The following is a 17,614-nucleotide window of genomic DNA, read 5'->3' as shown; positions in this document are numbered from 1 at the left end:
TATATGTGCGTCTTAATAGTATATTTATATTTAATATAGCCGCTACTAATTGAGAAATTTATCGCAAGTTTGTTTGGCTATGTCATACCAGCAATTTTCAGGAATGGTAGATTTATTACTAAAACCGCATATAATCAGCTTGTCTTTAGCTCTTGTCATTGCAACGTAGAGTAGTCTTATATATTCTTGCAAATCTTTTAATTTTTCAGCTTCTTTCAGCTCTTGCAAAAACTCAGGAGTATCGGCAGCATTAGCAGAGAAAAACATTTCTCCTTTATCATCCCAAATAAATTTATTGCTGCTTATCGGTAAAGTAGTAGAATCGCATAATATAACAATAGGAGTTTCAAGCCCTTTAGAGCCGTGGACGGTCATTACTCTTATTTTGTCTGAATGCTCCATATCACGTTTAATATAGATATCGTTATTCTCAAACCAAGCAACGAATCCTTGCAGTGAATTATCTATATCATTTGCATAGTTTTTGCTTAATGTTAATAGCTCATTTATCATATCATCACTATCATCATCGTAAATCTCTCGTAAATTTAGATTATGCACCACTAAATCAAAGAAGTTCTCAACAATCGATATTTTATAAATTTCAATTAGAGAATCTAACTTATTATATATCTCCTCATGTGAAGAGAGTATATCCCATAAGCTATTCTCACTTTTGTTTACAAGAAGTTCGTATAATTGCTGCTCACTTATTCCAATAATCGGTGATTTTAGTAAACCGGCAAGATTTAAATCATCATCAGGTAGTAACACAAATTTAGCTAATGAAATTAAATCCATTATAGTTAGATTTTCCTTAAGGTTCATTCTGTCGCTTACCTCAACTTTAAGCTTAGCTTTGCTAAGTTCTTTGATCAGATTATTACTAAATTCATCTCTCTTTCTTACTAATATCATGAAATCTTTTTCAGATATTCTGTTTGCAGTAGACGGTAAAATTGCTTTGCTTTCTATTTGTTCTTTAATAAAATTTACGATTTTTTCTATGAGTAAATCGGCAGCAGATTTAGAATTTTCATAATCTTCAGGTAGTGCCCAAAAAAGCTCTTCTTGTTTTTTACTCGTCACTAATGGCCAAACCGTTACAGAGCCTTGATGTGTACAAAATGAGGATATTAAAGGATTATTCGCAAGGAATAAACTCGGGTAATTGGATTTTATATTTTTTAAAACATTATAAGTAAATTGTACAATCTCTGCACATGATCTATAAGAATATTTAAGGGTGATATTTTTGAATTTCTTATTAGCATTTGTAAGATTTGCTTTTAGTCGCTCATTTACTAAGTTGAAATTATGAAGATCAGCCCCTTGAAAACTGAAGATCGATTGTTTATCATCGCCGACTATGAAAACACTATTATTTGGCCTCTCTACAGCATTAAACTCTGTTATTAAAGTAGTAATAATATTCCACTGCGGGGGGCTTGTGTCTTGTGCTTCATCGACAAGAATATGATTTATCTCGCTTTCAAGCTTATGCAGCAACCACTCATGAGTAGTTTTATTATTTAGTAATTTCTCGGTGTAGTAAATTAAATCGTCGTAATCGAGTAAATTATTTTCTTCCTTATATAAATCGTATTTTTTTAAAATAATATGCGCAAGTTTAGTAAGTAAGTTCGTATGATATTCTAGCTCTTCTATGCGACGCAGCTCATCTAATCGGTAAATTTCAGAGGTAATTTTTTCTAGCTCGAGTAATAATTTAGGATATTTCCTTATTAATTCTTTCGACAAAAGGCTTTGTCGTTTTTTCCCGTCTTTGGTAAAAAAAATTTCTTTCGGTGCTATCTCCAAATCATACTCGGCAAATAAGTTTTTTACCTTATCGTAAATATTATTTAATTCCCCTAACGCTAATCTTTTATTAGATATTTCTTTGGGAATTTGCTTATTTATAAATAACTTTCTGAATTTAATTTTCTGCTCAATTATCTCGGTAAAAATATCTTGCAGAGTTATTTCATGAAATCGATTAAGTAAAATTGTAATTAAGTCATTATGTTCATCGCTTAAGTAAATTTCGTTTCTGATATTTAGAAAGATATCTTGTAATTTAGTTTCTTCAAGGATTTTAAATTCCGGTGTTATGCCGGCTTCTAAGGGAACAGTTTTAAGGATTTTTTGACAAAAAGCATGAATTGTATAGATATTTAAAAGCTTATTGCTATTTAGTATTTTATCATATAAAGTTTTTGCGTTTTCTGTTTCTTGCGGTGATGGCTTATTGCCGCTCATTAAGAAAAGTGCTTCTTCTAGTTTCTCGGCATTGCAAAGAGAAAGATATTTAAGTCTGCTATTAATCCTTACTTGCATCTCTATAGCTGCAGCATTAGTAAAAGTAAGGCATAAAATATTGGAAGGCTCTACGCCCGTTATTAACAGACGTAAAAATCGATCAGTTAGGATTTTGGTTTTACCGGTACCGGCAGATGCCGATACCCAAACGGAGTAATTAGGATCGGATGCTTCTCTTTGTAAATCACTCATTTATGTATCGATCTTCTACTGTCACCCCGTGGCTTGACCACGGGGTCCAGTCTTTTTAATTATTTTTCTGGATCTCGCTACAAGCTCGCGGGATGACATCCACAGCCATATAACGACGCCGATAAATTACATATATTACGATTAAAGAAATAGCAAGTCCAAACCAAGTTAGGGCGTATTCTAAATGGTCATTTCTGATTGCTGCTAAATGATTTATTGCAAGAGGTAATAAAATATCTAGATTGCTAATATCTTTTCCTGCCGCAATAATATAAAAATTCTCAAGATCTAAGCCTAACACTTTGGATGTTTCTTTTAAATTTAGTGTTAGCCACACATTATTTTTTATATCGTTAGCAGGTAAGTAGATACGAGTTTTTTCTGATGGCATGGTAACACCGATAATCTCGTGCTGCCGGTCGTTTGTAGCCTGCGTGATAATATTTTTATTGCGATGACTGAACCAACCTCGTGCTACTAAAATAACTTTATCTTCTATGGTTTTAAAAGGAGTAACTAAATAATATCCGTCTTTTTCACTTGACATTGATGACCTTCTACCGTATAAATATATGTCTTTATTAGGCAAAAATTGACCGGTAATTTTTACTTTGTGATAAGGTAAACAGTCTTGAATTTCTGCTAAATTAATTGCAGGTGAGGTTAGGTTAGCTTGCATTGAAGCTAAAAATAATTTCTTTTCTTTTAAACGACTAAGCTGCCAAAAGCCTAAAGAGATAAGTATTGTAAAGGTTATAAATACAAGAAAATTTGTTTTCATAGATAATTTAAGGGGATTGTTGATAATCGTCATTGCGAGCGCGAGCGACTAAAAGGAGCGTGGCAATCGCATGAAATAATATAAAATGCCTGAGATTGCCACGTCGAGGCTTTGCCTATCCTTGCAATGACGTTTTACTAAGCAGTTTTTAAAATCCTACTGAGAAACTCTTTATGTTTTTGCAGCTCTTCTTTTGTAGGTTTAATAACAATAGTAGCTTGCTCTGTTTGGTTATTTACTTGATTAGTTGCTAAATTATTTATTCCGGCAGATTTATCAACCATTTTAAAAGCGGATTGTCTACCGCCCATTAACTCTACATATACTTCTGCAAGTAATGCTGCATCTTTCAAAGCTCCGTGAAGCTGCCTACCTGAATTATCAACTTTAAATCTTTTACATAATGCATCAAGATTATATTTTGAGCCTGGAAACATGCTTCTAGCCATTACTAAAGTATCAATAGTATTTGCTAGTTCCAAGAGTTTAATTTCGGTTCTTTTTAATAATGATAATTCGTGATTTAGAAATTTAATATCGAAAGGAGCATTATGAATAATCAGTTTGCTATCTGAAATAAACTCTAAAAAATCATCGGCTATTGTATGAAATAGAGGCTTGTCTTTTAAAAATTCGCCGGATATGCCATGAATTCTATAAGCCTCAAACGGCATATCTCGCTCAGGATTAATATAAAAATGAAAATTCCTGCCTGTTAATACCTTATTTACCATCTCAATAGCACCGATCTCAACGATTCGATGACCTTGTCGTGGGTCAAGTCCCGTAGTTTCGGTATCTAAAATTATTTCTCTTAAACTCGACATTCCAAATCCTTTATTAGCTTCGCTATTTGTTTCTCCAAGTCTAACATATCAACACCGCTATTTATAGCAAAATCTGCTTTTGCTATTTTGCTCTCTTGTGATAGTTGAATTTCTTTGATTTTATTATAAATTTCTATATCAAACGAAGATCTTGTTATTGCTCTTTGCATTCTTATTTCTTCAGAGCAGTATATTGTTACGACAAAATCAAAATATTTATCAAATTTAGCTTCATAAAGCAGAGGTATTTCGGCAAAGCCAAATTTGGAATTAGCATTTTCTTTTTTAAATAAAATGAGTTTATCTATTAGTAAGGGGTAAATAAAATGTTGTAGTTTTTTTCTAGCTAGGTCGTTATTGTAAATTAAATTACTGATTTTGCCAATATTGAAAGACTCAAGTTCAGGTAGTAATTTTAAAATCTGAGTTTGCAAAACTACATCTTGATATAATTCTTTTATGCATCTATCGGCACAAAAAGTTTTATATCCTTTTTCTGCTAAATAATCCAACATAAAAGTTTTGCCTGCTGCATAGCTACCGGTAATACCTATTGCTAACATTTTGTTATAAAAATTTTATGTTCATTAGCTAGTTTTATAGTTAATTCTTCTTCGACTATAATTACGTTATTTTTTTGAATCGCTACCCCTTTGTAATTATATTTAGCAAGATTCTTTATAGTATTAGGACCGATCGTCGGCATATCTAGTCTATTATCTTGACCTAATTTCGCTATTTTTACTAATACTCCTCCATGAGGATTTTTACGTAAAGCTGCACATCTCGTTATTAAATTATCCGTTCCTTCGGCAGCCTCTATACCAAGTATGTAGCCACTTTCAACTATAACCGATTGTGCGATGTCGAATGAACTTAGATGATTCAATAATTTTATTCCAAGCTCAATATCATTTTTATCTGAACTTATAGGGTTAGTATCGGTTATAATATTGGAGTTACCTTGTTGATTTTTATATATTTCATTACTTGAAATTACCTTGAAACCGTAACTTTCAAAAAAATCCGCTACTGTTTTTAGCAAACTATCATCTCCTCGAATTTTTTGCCCAACTATTTTGAAAAGCAATAAACCGCCTATTGTATCTACGGCTAAATTTTTAAAATTCGGTCTATTAACTCCACCGATAAAAATAATATTTTTTACCTCATGCTCCTTAAAATATTTTATAGCTTCCCCGACCATACCGATTTTTAAAATCTTATATTCAAAATCTTTAATTTGATCTATATCAGCTTCGTCTTTAATTGCCGCTATATAGCAATTACCGCCTTGCTTTGTATAATTACCTGCTATTAAGTAAGGTAATGAACCTCTGCCGGCGATAATTCCAAGATTTGGTAGCATAATTAAGTTTTTAATTTAGAATTCTAAACATTTATTATAAGTCCATTTTTAATATAAATCTAGAATTCTTATTTGACCTTTACATTTTAATCAAATTAAGGCATAATATTTGGTGCTAATTATAGCTATAGTAATAAACGTAATTTAGAATAGAGGTTGCGGACTCGGGGGCAGTACCCGACGCCTCCACCAAAACTTTCTAAATAACTTGCTCCTAAAGGTAATTTGTACGTCGATCCGGTACTCGAATCCTCACGTTACTTGCGTGTACGCTGCGGTTCTGCGTTCCGTGTCGCCTTCAAATGCCTCTTTATTAGCTACGTCATTTAGAAAATAAATATATAATAACTCTTAAAGAATAGACAATACGAAGTTCATCGAGTATTTTTGGGGGGCGAAATAGGATCGACGTGCCTAATAAAAAGATTGCTTTTACTCGGGATGATTCCGCCGATGGCTTTTGCCATATGGGTCAAAACAAAGAAACGCAAACGATAATAATCGTTCTGTAGGTCGTTTAGCTTTAGCAGCTTAACCCCTACGCGGCTGGAGGGTGTGCCGGGCAACAGAAAAACCCTCGCTTATACTTGTTTAATTTGAAAAATTGGCCTTGCCTAAAAACGGTTGATCTTGTCATTGCGCGCGAACGTAGAGAATGTGGCAATCTCATAAAGTAGGACTCCTGAGATTGTTTCGTCAAAACTTACAGTTTTTCCTCGCAATGACGTAAACTGTTCAAATTAAACTTCGTCGACCTATTTTTATTTATTTTTCTCGTATGAATATTGAATATAAAAAATTTGTGCATGAATATATGCTAGAATTTGTGAAAAAAATTCTAACAAAAATTCAGCATGAAAATTTATATTGGGATCAGTTAATATACATATCGTACAGAACCGATAACCCTGCAGTAATTTTACCTTCAAAAGTTAAACAGGCATATCCGCAACAGATAACAATAGTACTGCAATATCAGTTTGAAAATTTAATAGTAAATGATACGGGCTTTTCTTTAATGGTAAGTTTTGACGGTGTTAAAGAAATAATTTACGTACCTTTTGATGCACTTATTAGCTTTGTTGATTCCAATAATAATTACAGTCTAACTTTTAATCATTCGTTAAATATACACGAAAATCCTCAACATGAAGAGGAAATAAGTAATAATAAAAGTTATCAGACTTCATCATCTTCAAGTCCAAATGTTATAATGTTAGATAAGTTTCGTAATTCTTCTAAACCTAGTTAATGCATATTATGGGTTCAAAAGTAGTGATATATACTGATGGTGCATGTGCGGGTAATCCAGGTCCCGGAGGGTGGGGAGCTTTGCTTCAATTTAATGATACTAGCAAAGAAGTATTTGGGTATGAGTTAGATACGACTAATAATCGTATGGAAATTACGGCAGCACTTGAAGCCTTGAGGATGTTAAAAAAATCTTGTAATATTGAGATTTATACCGATAGTAAATATTTGCAACAAGGAATTACCGCTTGGATTCATAATTGGATAAAAAATAATTGGTGTAAAAGCAACAATGAACCCGTTAAAAATGCCGATTTATGGCAAAAATTATACGCAGAATTGAGTAAACATACTATTATTTGGAAATGGGTAAAAGGTCATGCAAATAATAGCGGTAATATTGCTGCCGATAAACTTGCAGTGCAAGGAAGAGAAACTGCTATAGAAATTTTAAAATGTCGTGGATAGATAAGTTGTTTATTACTTTTTTTCACAAAAAAGTAGGAGAAGATGAGTTTTTGAATCAATATTATGAAAGCCGTAATATTGATTATTTAGGGCGTCCAAGGAGGTTTGTTATTTATAAAAATGTAAATGAACCTACAAAAATTCCGCCAAGTTGGCACGCTTGGTTACATCATTTAGTAAATGAGATACCAAAAAATATTCAGCTTTTGCCATGGCAAAAGAATAATAAAATAGTTAAAGAGCTGTCTAAAACATCAAATCTTAAATATAATAGATGGCAACCGTAATTAATTAATAAAATATAAAAAACAATGCAACAGAACATTATTGAAACAATTATAGGCTTTGTAGTATTAATTATTGCTTTGCTATTTTTGATTTTTGCCTACAAAACAGGTAGTTCTATAACTAGCTCAAAAGGCTATCAGGTAACTGCTCATTTCCAAAGTGCGGAAGGGATAGTAGTCGGAAGCGACGTAATGATTTCAGGTATAAAAATCGGTAGTGTAAAGAAAATTACTTTAGATCCAAATAGCTTTTATGCAAGTGTATATCTAAATATTAATGATGATGTTAAAATACCTAAAGATTCTAAAGCCCAAGTAGTCACCAGCGGGTTACTTGGAGGTAAATATATTTCAATTGTACCGGGTAATGATGATGAAAATTTAGCGGCTAATGAAGAGATAAAATATACTCAATCAACAATTAATATTGAATCATTAATTAATAAAATTATTTCTTCATTCGGTAGTAAGTAGAAGTAATACGAAATAAAAAATCATTAAATTTAGCCGAATCTAGTTTAGATTCGGTTTTTTTATTGTTTAAGCTATTGTAAAGTGCTTATTTATTAAGAGGAGTATCGTATAGTTTTGTAGGCGAAATAATTTGCTTAACAAAATGTAAACTAATAAAGGAGTAAATTATGAAAGAATCAAAGTCAAACTCTGCTAAAGCAGATGTCGAAGGTATCAAAAAAGATATTGAAAGCTTAGTGTCAAGATTACGTAATTTAAAAGGTAAATCCGGAGATATTCTCTAGATGAGCAGTTAGGTAATTTATCATCCGTTATGAAACATTATAAAGATAAAGGAATGGATAAAGGTAAAGCTAATGTAGCGGATTTATGTGAGTCGACACGTGACCACCCTTTGCGGAATCTCGCCTACGCTTTTGGTGCAGGCGTATTGCTCGCTATTCTTATGAAATAGGTAATTCAATGTTAAAATCTCTAATATATTAATTATTAAAAAGTAGCATTAAGCAAGAAGAGAAATCTTATGGCAAACCATTTGTCTATTTTTTTAATATTCTAGGTTTAGTTTTAATAATTATTGCTAATTATTGTTATTGTTTGGATAGTCTGGAATTTTATTTTCTTATGCAAAGCGGAATAATTTCTATTATATCTTCTATGGTTATTGAAGCTGTGAGATGTTATTTAAAATACAAAAATAGATATTAGTACTTTAGATTGTTTAAGATCAAAAAGTAGAGAGTTAGTAGAGAGCATCAGTCCGTTGTTTACTGACTTAGTCTCAACTAAGACCTTAAGATATTTACCTACGATAATTCGCTATGTTCCAAGTACCGTACTGACATTTTTAGTATGTACTTATATTAAAAGCAAATTCTTAAAAAATGTTATTATATATCCACTTTTAGGTCAGTAGTAATTTATTTCTCGGTTTAGGTAACTCTAAACCGAGCTTTAAATAATTCTGTCTTACTTAAAAATATAGTTTCAATATTAAGTCTTGATGCCGAATTTTGTAAGATTCGCTTATACGACTTCGTTAAACTCACTCTTATTGTTATTTGAGTGTCTGATTTTGTTTTTGGGAAATCTACATTATCTTAGCCAAGTGTATGAAAGTGTTTAAGCTTTCTTCGTCGTCTTTGGTCATTAAAGTCACTTTGACATATATATGCATTTGATGTGTTTTGTCCGATATTTTATTTTTCTCTAAAAACGCGTATAATTTATTGAGTATTGTTATGTTCATCTTGTATACTAAACACTTTATTTGCTGCAACTGATTTATCGGATTTTGATATAAAATCATCAATAAAATAGTTTCAAGAATCTCTAAATAATTCGCTTAATTGCTTATCATTTTCAAGTTCTGCATATGATAACGATCTTGCGGTTTTCAACTTAAAATATGATTTAATCATTTTAAGAGCAGAATATCTATCGCAGTTATTATTAAGAATTTTATATATATCAAAATATGCAGTTATTATTTTTAAATCCTTATTAATAATTGGCTGTTTGTAATAAGATAATTGACGCATAAACACGATAACAGTAGTTGTAAGGCCTGCAACTAAGATAGAGTATAAATTTAGTGATTGAAAAAGCATATTTTGAATATATTTAATTATAACTACCAATGATAGTATAGTATTTTTGCTGCTCAAAAAAATGCACCATTACTGTATATTACTTATTTTTTTCTTTCAATTAGTTTATTTATCACATATCGATCATGCTAATAAAATAAAGTAAATTTTAAAGTACTAATTATTAGTTTGTTTCTTGCTTTTAACGTTACTATTTGCTGGGGAATACAGTTAAATCCTATATAATTACAACTATAAAAAACATTGCAATATATTATAACTTTTTTCTATCAATTCATGAAATATATTAAGTTGTACTTCCTTTTCTTATTTATCGTATAAAGCGAAATTTCCTATTGATTTTTATATAAAACAGTATAAATTTCTTTACAATTTAATTTTTTGTAAAGAATTTATGCTAGGCTATAAAAAAGAACAGAGAAGTTTAACAAGCGACCAAAAAGAAGCCACGGGAATTTTATCTACAGCTACTTTTCTTGAGTATTTTGATTTAATGTTGTATGTCCATTGAGCAGTATTGTTAAATGAATTGTTCTTTTCTAAATATGATTCGAGTGCAGCTTCTCTTCTCTCTGCCTTTACCTTTTGTTCTACCTTTATATTTAGACCACTAGGAGCATATGTTTTTGGTCGAATAGGTTATAAATTAGGGCGAAAATCTACTGTTATTATGACAACTACCTTAATGGCTTTATCCTGTATAATTATGGCAAATGCTCCTACTTATGAACCAGTAGGTTATTTTGCTGCTGTATTAATCACAATTTGCTGCGCAATTCAAGGTATGGCTTCTGTAGGTGAAATAGTGGTAGTAGAACTTTATTTAACTGAAATTACAAAACCACCTATACAATATCCCGTAGTTTCTTTTATCGCCGTAGCATCAGTAATTGGAACAACTGCAGCTTTAGCTATAGTATCTTTAGTTACTACTCAAGGATTTAATTGGCGTCTTGCCGTTTGGATAGGTGCAATTATTGCAGTTGTGAGAGGCTACGCTAGAGCTCATTTTAGAGAAACGCCTGATTTTGTAGATGCAAGTGCTAGACTTTTACGAAAATATGAAAAAGCAAATATCGACAAAAAAGAATTAAAAAACGATGAGATTTTTAACCAAAAACCTAAATAAGAAGACAACTATATATTTTTTCATAATGAGTTGTGCTTGGCCCATATGTTTCTACTATACTTATATTACTTGTGGTGAAGTTTTAAAGAATGCATTTGGATATAGTGCAGCTCAGGTTATTCGTCATAATTTTATTATTTCAATGTTCCACCTAGCTAGTATGTCTTTAATATGTTTTCTAAGTTATAAAATATATCCTTTAAAAATTCTTAGAGTAAAATTAGCTTTACTCTTTATATTTATTCTATTTTCACCATACCTTTTAAAAAGTACAACTACACCTTTCCAGCTTCTTTTAATTCAAATAGGTTTGATAATATGTTCATTTGATACTGTTCCTGCTGTTTCAAGCTTTTTTAGGCATTTTCCGGTTTTTAAACGCTTTACAGTAGTATGATATATGCTGTTTCTAGAGCCTTAATGTATATATAATCACTTCGTTTGGCATTATATATTTACAAAATATTTGGGTTAATATGGTTTGTTTGTTGTGATGGTTCCATTACTTATAATTTGTATGTTTGGTCTAAATCATTTTCAAAAGTTGGAAAAAGAAGCAGATTATTCATAGTGAATAATGATATTTGTTTTTGTTGAGAAAATTTATCTTTGTATAAAAACCTATAGCAAATTTCATTAAACTTTTCTTCAATTTCATAACACTCTAAATGTATAGCAACAACTAGAAACTTCTGAAATGTTTCCACAATGCTCTGCTTCGCGTTTTCAGGTGATTTAGCTGCTAATGTTTATACATTATGAATACGATCAAATAATTTTATAAGTGCGGTATCATATCTTTTTTGCTTAATTAATAGGTTTAAGCTTTCCTCGATACTGATTTTTCCGTGAGGTTTAATTCTCTAGTTACACCTTCTACATGTTTTGCTGTTTCTTTACCAAAAATTTCGATGATTATCTTTTCAGTAAGTTCTGTATCCTCAATAGTATAGTGAAGTAGAGCAGCATTTATCATATTAGAAGTAAAAAGCTTAAGCGCTTCGTCTGCTACAAACTCTGCAAGCATAATCGCGACTTCGATCGGGTACGAATAATACGGATCGCCCTGACTGACGCATTTGTGAACCATGATATTTACGAGCGTAGTAGATACCTTATTTTAACTTCCTCTATATCAACAGGATTTTTTACTTTAGTGTTTAAATATTCGAGTTTATCAAGTAGCTTTTTAGCGTAAACACAAATTTCAAACTTTTCTTTCCAAGAGCTTATATCTTCCATAAAAGTTATTTTATTTATATTAATAATAGTTGATTACAATTAAAGCAAAAGTTAAAAAATTGCAATAACAAATAATTTTTTAACTTTAAATAGATTAATATCTTTTGGTTACATTGTATTTAAACAATTTCATTTTGTGTTATTATTTATTTTTGCTTCTTGTTCTTGCTGTAATTTATACTCTGCTGCTTTTTCTTCTATATAGTTAAAAAAGAAATAACAAAAAGTTAAAAAACTAGTGAGAATAATAGCAAATGTTATTAATATTAACTTAAGCTCTTTCCTTGCATTTTGAGCTTTTAAATGCTTTTCCTCCTCTTCATCTATTATTCACTCAGAGGTTAAAGTTTCTTTGTCATTTCCCGCGAAAGCGGGAATCCAGAAAAAAGCGAGATAAATCGAGCTTTTAATTTTTATATTCCAGGATAAACTATAGTATGCTAAGATATTGCTTTTAAAAATAAGTGATTATCAGTGTCAAAATTTTCTTTTAATATTCATCATCAGCATAAAAAAGCTAGAAGCGGTATTATCGTAACCGCACACGGTGAGATGCGTACTCCCGCTTTTATGCCGGTTGGAACTAGAGGAACGGTTAAGGCAATGCTACCTGAATCGGTAGCAGAAACGGGGGCGGATATATTGCTCGGCAATACTTACCACTTAATGCTTCAGCCGACTGCCGAACGTATAGTACTGCTTGGTGGCTTACATAAATTCATGAATTGGGATAAGCCGATATTAACCGATTCTGGCGGTTTTCAGGTAATGTCGCTATCGAAGTTACGCAAGATAACCGAAGAGGGAGTCAGTTTCAGTTCTCATATTAACGGCGATAAATATATGTTAACTCCTGAGCGTTCTACCGAAATACAATATCTGCTCGGTAGCACAATCACTATGGCTTTTGATGAATGTACGCCTTACCCTGCAACCTTTGAAGAAGCTAAAACTTCTATGCAACTTACGACTAGATGGGCGAATAGATCACGTAATGCTTTTGTTAAGCGGGAAGGCTATGCACAATTCGGTATTATTCAAGGTAGCGTTTACGAAGAATTACGTGAGCAATCGGCTAAAGATCTAGTAGAACTTGATTTTGAGGGTTATGCTATAGGTGGACTTGCAGTAGGTGAGGGGCAGGAGCTTATGTTTAAAGTACTTGATTATGCTCCTGATTTTCTGCCGCAAAATAAGCCGCGTTATTTAATGGGAGTCGGTAAGCCTGCTGATATTATAGGTGCGGTTAGCAGGGGTATAGATATGTTTGACTGCGTAATCCCGACACGCGCAGGTCGCAACGGTCAGGCTTTTACGAAATACGGTACTGTAAATATCCGCAATAGCAAATATGCCGATGATAACAAGCCGCTAGAACATGATTGCCTATGTCCTGCTTGTAGAAACTATAGTAAAGCTTATCTACATCATTTAGTTAGAATCGGTGAAATACTTGGCTCTATGCTAATGACATGGCATAATTTAACATATTTCCAAAATCTCATGAGCCGTATTAGAGAATATATTAAACTAGGTAAAGATTTTGATTTTGATTCTTAAAGTGACTAGTTATAAAACATGCCTTATTACATGTAAACTTACTTAAGTAGGTTATGTTATGAAAAAAGTTTGTGCAGATCACACTTCAGTGATTGTAACTAGACAAAAACAAAAACCGGTGGTTATTATGTCGCTTGAAGATCATAATGCTATGGAGGAAACTATACTTGTTAAAAAGTCCTAAAAATGTTGAAAGACTAAAACGAGCAATTAGCGATTTTGAAGAAAATAAAAATTTTAGGAATTGGATTTGATTGTAAATTAAAATAAAAGTATGAACTACTAATGCAAAATATTGATTTAATATCTGAAAAGGAAGCACAAAAATTACTAGAAGAACTCGCTGATAAAATAGCAGCGTATAACCATGCTTATTATATAGAAGATAATCCTTTAGTTTCTGATAGCGAGTATGATCAGCTATTTAATACCAATCTCAAGTTAGAACAAAAATTTCCTCATTTAATTTTAGAAAATAGTCCTAGCAAAAAAGTAGGGGCTAAAATAGCAAATAAATTTGCTAAAGTTACGCATCAAGTGCCTATGCTATCTCTCAGTAATGCTTTTGATGAGCAAGATGTGAGAGATTTTGTAGACCGTATAAAAAATTTCTTACGCCTTAATGAGTTTGCTCCTATCTTTTGTGAACCTAAAATAGACGGTTTGTCTTTTTCTGCTGTTTATAAAAACGGGGTGCTTACAACGGGAGCTACAAGAGGTGACGGATATGTCGGTGAAGATATAACAGCAAATATTAAAACAATCAAAAATTTTCCTCATAAAATAGATAATGTTCCGGAGTTTTTAGAAGTACGAGGGGAAATTTATATTGAAAAACAAGATTTTTTAAATCTAAATAAAGAACAAGAAGAGCAGGGCAAGGATAAATTTGCCAATCCTCGTAATGCTGCTGCCGGATCACTTCGTCAGCTTGATGCTTCTATTACGGCTAAAAGACCGCTCAAATATTTTGTATATTCAGGAGGGGTAACTGAACAGAATCTTGCTTCTTCACAAGATCAATTACTTACAAAATTAAAAGAATGCGGCTTTAACATTAATGAAATATCTAAACTTGCGAGTTCTGAAGAAGAAATTTTCGCCTTTTACGAATATCTCAAAACAAATAGAGAAGATTTACCTTATGAAATTGATGGAGTAGTATATAAACTAAATGATTTTGCACTGCAAAATAGAATGGGCTTTATTGCACGAAGTCCACGCTTTGCTACCGCTCATAAATTTCCTGCAATAATAGGACAAACACAGTTACTTTCTATTACTGTACAGGTCGGTAGAACTGGTACGTTAACGCCGGTAGCCGAACTTGAACCCATAGAAATAGGCGGGGTAACTGTTAGCAGAGCAACATTACATAATTTCCAAGAAATTGCACGAAAAGATGTGCGGATTAAGGATTATGTATTCCTGCAACGTGCTGGTGACGTTATTCCTAAAATCATGGGAGTTGATTTTGATAAACGTCCTAATGATACAGCAACGTTTGATACTCCTTTATTTTGTCTGTCATGTAATTCTAAGTTGCATTATATGCCTGAAGATATTATTATACGCTGTGATAATGGCCTTAACTGCCCTGCTCAGAATTATGAGCGTATCCGTCATTTTGTATCGAAAAATGCTATGGATATTGAGGGGCTTGGGCGTAAGCAAGTTGAATTTTTAATAGATAAGGGATTGATTAGTAATCCTTTAGATATTTTCTTTTTAAAAGAAAAAAATGACTCTAGCTTAGCAAAACTTGAAAATATGGATGGATGGGGTAAAAAATCAGTAGAAAATCTTTTTAAAAATATAGAAAAATCAAAAAACGTTAGTTTGCCAAGATTTATATATGCATTAGGCATAAGGCATATCGGTGAACAAAATGCTAAATTACTTGCTAGAGAAGTTGGCAGCTATAATAATTTTATAGCTCAAATGGAATTGCTTAGAACAAATGAGCCTGATATTTATCAAAAACTAAACAATTTAGAAGGAATCGGTGATAAGATTTTAGTAGATATTATTGATTTTTTTGATGTTAAAGAAAATATTGAGCTTATCAAAAAACTTGGTGAAATATTAAATATTGAAGATTATAAAGAGACTAGAGAACAGAGTAGTTTAACGGACAAGATAGTAGTATTTACCGGTAGTTTACCGACTATATCTAGAGCGGAAGCTAAAGCAACGGCCGAGAAACTTGGGGCTAAAGTTACAGCTGGCGTATCATCGAACACGGATTTAGTTGTAGCCGGTGTTGATGCAGGCAGTAAACTTAAAAAAGCTAAAGAGCTTAATATTAAAATTATTGATGAAGAAGAATGGCTTACGCTTATAAAAAATGTTTAAAGCAACGCATTGCTAACTAAATGATAGTAAATAAAAAACTCGATGTCATTCCCGCGAGTTGGTCATAGAAGTGAAATTTATGATTAATTTAAAATGAACTATCGTCATATTTATCATGTAGGCAATTTTGCCGATATAGTCAAACATTTAGTCCTCATTAGTATTTAGCACAGCTCAAGAAAAAAGAAAAACCTTTTGCGGTTTTAGATGCTTTTGCTGGGCTAGGTCTTTACGATTTACACTCGGAGGCAGCTTCTAAAACTCTAGAAAGCGATACGGGAATTAATAAATTACTGCAAGCGACCGATCCTATTCCTCAGCTCTGACAAACTTTTTTAAATATAATAAATATAGCAGGCAAAAGTCACTACCCAGGTTCACCTTTTATAATTAAACAATTATTAAGACCAAATGATCGCTTAATTGCCTGCGAACTGCATCCAAGCGATTATTTAAGTTTATAAAAAAATTATTACCAAATGATACGCATAATATAGATGCTTATAATGCTATCAAAGCTTTGCTACCATTTAAAGAGAATAGAGGATTAATTTTTCTTGATCCGCCTTTTGAAGTAAAAAATGAGTTTCAAAAATTACTTGAAGCACTTAAAAAAATTAAGCTATGAGTTCTTAATAATACTGTCTTAATTTGGTATCCTATAAAAGATTTATCTTTAGTCCGTGATTTTTACCACAATTACAAAAATATCGGATTTAAAGAAACTATGATTATTGAATATGAGCTTTTAAATAGTGATAAAAATATGGTAAAGTGTGGGTTAATGTTAATTAACCCTCCAAATATTAGAGGAGAATTAGAGAAATTAACAGAATATTTAAGTGGCACTCTTAGGCACTCTTAATTTGAAATTTACATACATTTATCTTTAATGTCTTTTAAAAAATATATCTTTTTATTGTTTATGGTTTTGCTTGTTCAAGGTTGTAGCAGTATTAAAGAATCTAGTGATACTACGTTACTTTCTACTACTTCATCTCAATTAAAGCAACAATATAAAATCAGCCATGCGGATTTAGTAGTACAGTATGATTTAACAAACAAAAATAGCAAATGTATATATGCTAAAAACTTAGGTCTAATAATTAATAACCCTAAACAAAATAAGATTTTTTTACACAAATTCCATAATAAAAACCCGGCAGAATTTAATAAAGCAGCCAAAATAAAAATAGCTGATATAAAGGCAGTTGTAACAAAACTAAATTCAAAATATAAGTTTCTCTCTAAACCGGAAGCTAGCTATTTTGCAAAAAAACAAACTCATAGGAATAATATCTCGGAATTAACCAAGCTTGATAAAATAATTAGTACAATACCGCTTATGATGCCGGAATATGAGCCGAAAATTACTAGCCATTACGGAACTAGGACAAGTCCTCATAAAAAGAAAAGAAAAAAGAAATGTTTCCATAGCGGTATTGATTTACAAGCTAAAAAAGCAGCACCGATATATGCAGCAGCAAGCGGAATTGTTATAAAAGCCGCTAGAGCACCTGATTACGGGAATTTTGTTGAGATTAAACATGGACGCAAATTTGTTACGAAATATGCTCATTTAAAAGAAATATCAGTCAAGGAAGGAAATAAAATTAAGCGTGGTCAATTTATCGGTATACAAGGAAGCACTGGTAATGCAACGGGTGAACATTTGCATTTTGAAATTCTGTTAGATAATAAAGTAATCAATCCATTTGACTTTATTTTTAACTACCGTAAATGTTAA

Annotated in this window: 16 protein-coding genes, 1 other RNA gene and 5 pseudogenes; 14 read left to right on the top strand and 8 right to left on the bottom strand. The window is 31.8% G+C overall.

Features of this window, described 5'->3' with window-relative positions:
- Window positions 1-45 precede the first annotated feature (45 nt).
- The 5 genes from RMA_RS06125 to RMA_RS06105 form a co-directional block, all read right to left on the bottom strand.
- The gene (locus RMA_RS06125) at window positions 46-2,514 is read right to left on the bottom strand and encodes a UvrD-helicase domain-containing protein (RefSeq protein WP_012153116.1); all 2,469 of its coding nucleotides are present in this window, start codon (window positions 2,512-2,514) and stop codon (window positions 46-48) included.
- 55 nt (window positions 2,515-2,569) lie between these two features.
- On the bottom strand, window positions 2,570-3,295 hold the full coding sequence (locus tag RMA_RS06120; protein WP_041404844.1) for an SURF1 family protein: 726 nt from the start codon (window positions 3,293-3,295) through the stop codon (window positions 2,570-2,572).
- Window positions 3,296-3,432: 137 nt separating this feature from the next.
- The gene (gene dnaQ, locus RMA_RS06115) at window positions 3,433-4,122 is read right to left on the bottom strand and encodes a DNA polymerase III subunit epsilon (protein ID WP_012153114.1); all 690 of its coding nucleotides are present in this window, start codon (window positions 4,120-4,122) and stop codon (window positions 3,433-3,435) included.
- A complete protein-coding gene (gene coaE / locus RMA_RS06110) occupies window positions 4,110-4,685 on the bottom strand; it encodes a dephospho-CoA kinase (RefSeq protein ID WP_012153113.1) in 576 nt (191 codons plus the stop codon). The genes dnaQ and coaE overlap by 13 nt, the downstream gene beginning before the upstream one ends.
- On the bottom strand, window positions 4,679-5,491 hold the full coding sequence (locus tag RMA_RS06105; RefSeq protein WP_041404843.1) for an LpxI family protein: 813 nt from the start codon (window positions 5,489-5,491) through the stop codon (window positions 4,679-4,681). Before RMA_RS06105 ends, coaE begins: the two co-directional genes overlap by 7 nt.
- A 74-nt stretch (window positions 5,492-5,565) precedes the next feature.
- Between RMA_RS06105 and ssrA the strand changes: the two genes are divergently transcribed.
- The 7 genes and pseudogenes from ssrA to RMA_RS10220 all read left to right on the top strand — a co-directional run bounded on the left by ssrA (window position 5,566) and on the right by RMA_RS10220 (window position 8,887).
- Window positions 5,566-6,073: a transfer-messenger RNA gene (gene ssrA, locus RMA_RS07710) on the top strand.
- A 196-nt stretch (window positions 6,074-6,269) separates the two neighbouring features.
- Window positions 6,270-6,743 carry an SspB family protein gene (locus RMA_RS06100; protein WP_041404842.1) on the top strand — a complete coding sequence of 158 codons (474 nt, stop codon included), beginning with the start codon at window positions 6,270-6,272 and terminating at the stop codon, window positions 6,741-6,743.
- Complete coding sequence (gene rnhA / locus RMA_RS06095; protein WP_012153110.1) at window positions 6,743-7,210, top strand: ribonuclease HI; 468 nt, start codon at window positions 6,743-6,745, stop codon at window positions 7,208-7,210. Before RMA_RS06100 ends, rnhA begins: the two co-directional genes overlap by 1 nt.
- The gene (locus tag RMA_RS06090; protein ID WP_012153109.1) at window positions 7,198-7,497 is read left to right on the top strand and encodes an NADH-ubiquinone oxidoreductase subunit NDUFA12 family protein; all 300 of its coding nucleotides are present in this window, start codon (window positions 7,198-7,200) and stop codon (window positions 7,495-7,497) included. Before rnhA ends, RMA_RS06090 begins: the two co-directional genes overlap by 13 nt.
- 24 nt (window positions 7,498-7,521) lie before the next feature.
- Window positions 7,522-7,971, top strand: coding sequence for an outer membrane lipid asymmetry maintenance protein MlaD (gene mlaD, locus RMA_RS06085; protein WP_012153108.1), 450 nt, complete (start codon window positions 7,522-7,524; stop codon window positions 7,969-7,971).
- A 167-nt stretch (window positions 7,972-8,138) separates the two neighbouring features.
- Window positions 8,139-8,425: pseudogene (locus tag RMA_RS12115) on the top strand (hypothetical protein).
- Window positions 8,426-8,472: 47 nt separating this feature from the next.
- Window positions 8,473-8,887: pseudogene (locus RMA_RS10220) on the top strand (hypothetical protein).
- A 174-nt stretch (window positions 8,888-9,061) separates the two neighbouring features.
- Here RMA_RS10220 and RMA_RS12110 read toward each other — a convergent pair.
- Window positions 9,062-9,611: pseudogene (locus tag RMA_RS12110) on the bottom strand (hypothetical protein).
- A gap of 364 nt (window positions 9,612-9,975) precedes the next feature.
- Here RMA_RS12110 and RMA_RS11345 point away from each other — a divergent pair.
- Complete coding sequence (locus tag RMA_RS11345; protein ID WP_238375441.1) at window positions 9,976-10,092, top strand: proline/betaine transporter; 117 nt, start codon at window positions 9,976-9,978, stop codon at window positions 10,090-10,092.
- A 6-nt stretch (window positions 10,093-10,098) separates the two neighbouring features.
- Complete coding sequence (locus RMA_RS11340) at window positions 10,099-10,710, top strand: MFS transporter (RefSeq protein ID WP_238375440.1); 612 nt, start codon at window positions 10,099-10,101, stop codon at window positions 10,708-10,710.
- Between the two features lie 506 nt (window positions 10,711-11,216).
- On the opposite strand, the pseudogene RMA_RS10055 reads toward RMA_RS11340, so the two are convergent.
- Together RMA_RS10055 and RMA_RS11335 are read right to left on the bottom strand one after the other, a co-directional pair.
- Window positions 11,217-11,952: pseudogene (locus RMA_RS10055) on the bottom strand (HD domain-containing protein).
- Window positions 11,953-12,081: 129 nt separating this feature from the next.
- On the bottom strand, window positions 12,082-12,282 hold the full coding sequence (locus tag RMA_RS11335) for a hypothetical protein (RefSeq protein ID WP_148194447.1): 201 nt from the start codon (window positions 12,280-12,282) through the stop codon (window positions 12,082-12,084).
- A 144-nt stretch (window positions 12,283-12,426) separates the two neighbouring features.
- On the opposite strand from RMA_RS11335, the gene tgt reads away from it, so the two are divergent.
- From tgt to RMA_RS06045, 5 genes and pseudogenes are all read left to right on the top strand, one after another.
- Window positions 12,427-13,512 carry a tRNA guanosine(34) transglycosylase Tgt gene (gene tgt / locus RMA_RS06060; RefSeq protein ID WP_012153106.1) on the top strand — a complete coding sequence of 362 codons (1,086 nt, stop codon included), beginning with the start codon at window positions 12,427-12,429 and terminating at the stop codon, window positions 13,510-13,512.
- A gap of 58 nt (window positions 13,513-13,570) precedes the next feature.
- Entirely contained in the window at window positions 13,571-13,696 is a 126-nt protein-coding gene (locus RMA_RS11330; protein WP_014364972.1) for a type II toxin-antitoxin system Phd/YefM family antitoxin, read from the top strand.
- 101 nt (window positions 13,697-13,797) lie between these two features.
- Window positions 13,798-15,867, top strand: a complete 2,070-nt coding sequence (gene ligA / locus RMA_RS06055; protein WP_012153105.1) for an NAD-dependent DNA ligase LigA — start codon at window positions 13,798-13,800, stop codon at window positions 15,865-15,867.
- Between the two features lie 93 nt (window positions 15,868-15,960).
- Window positions 15,961-16,760: pseudogene (rlmJ, locus tag RMA_RS11325) on the top strand (23S rRNA (adenine(2030)-N(6))-methyltransferase RlmJ).
- Window positions 16,760-17,614, top strand: coding sequence for a M23 family metallopeptidase (locus tag RMA_RS06045; protein WP_041404841.1), 855 nt, complete (start codon window positions 16,760-16,762; stop codon window positions 17,612-17,614). Before rlmJ ends, RMA_RS06045 begins: the two are co-directional and overlap by 1 nt.

It is taken from the genome of Rickettsia massiliae MTU5 (genome assembly GCF_000016625.1).
GTDB lineage: Bacteria > Pseudomonadota > Alphaproteobacteria > Rickettsiales > Rickettsiaceae > Rickettsia > Rickettsia rickettsii.
Note: the sequence above shows the minus strand (reverse complement) of the source record. Positions and strands in the feature narration are given on the sequence as shown.

Coding starts and splice junctions, on each gene's coding strand:
- RMA_RS06090 (WP_012153109.1), top strand. CDS start 7,198: ATGTCGTGGATAGATAAGTTGTTTATTACTTTTTTTCACAAAAAAGTA.
- RMA_RS06125 (WP_012153116.1), bottom strand. CDS start 2,514: ATGAGTGATTTACAAAGAGAAGCATCCGATCCTAATTACTCCGTTTGG.
- RMA_RS06045 (WP_041404841.1), top strand. CDS start 16,760: ATGTCTTTTAAAAAATATATCTTTTTATTGTTTATGGTTTTGCTTGTT.
- coaE (WP_012153113.1), bottom strand. CDS start 4,685: ATGTTAGCAATAGGTATTACCGGTAGCTATGCAGCAGGCAAAACTTTT.
- RMA_RS06100 (WP_041404842.1), top strand. CDS start 6,270: ATGAATATTGAATATAAAAAATTTGTGCATGAATATATGCTAGAATTT.
- RMA_RS11345 (WP_238375441.1), top strand. CDS start 9,976: ATGCTAGGCTATAAAAAAGAACAGAGAAGTTTAACAAGCGACCAAAAA.
- dnaQ (WP_012153114.1), bottom strand. CDS start 4,122: ATGTCGAGTTTAAGAGAAATAATTTTAGATACCGAAACTACGGGACTT.
- mlaD (WP_012153108.1), top strand. CDS start 7,522: ATGCAACAGAACATTATTGAAACAATTATAGGCTTTGTAGTATTAATT.
- RMA_RS06105 (WP_041404843.1), bottom strand. CDS start 5,491: ATGCTACCAAATCTTGGAATTATCGCCGGCAGAGGTTCATTACCTTAC.
- rnhA (WP_012153110.1), top strand. CDS start 6,743: ATGCATATTATGGGTTCAAAAGTAGTGATATATACTGATGGTGCATGT.
- ligA (WP_012153105.1), top strand. CDS start 13,798: ATGCAAAATATTGATTTAATATCTGAAAAGGAAGCACAAAAATTACTA.
- RMA_RS06120 (WP_041404844.1), bottom strand. CDS start 3,295: ATGAAAACAAATTTTCTTGTATTTATAACCTTTACAATACTTATCTCT.
- RMA_RS11330 (WP_014364972.1), top strand. CDS start 13,571: ATGAAAAAAGTTTGTGCAGATCACACTTCAGTGATTGTAACTAGACAA.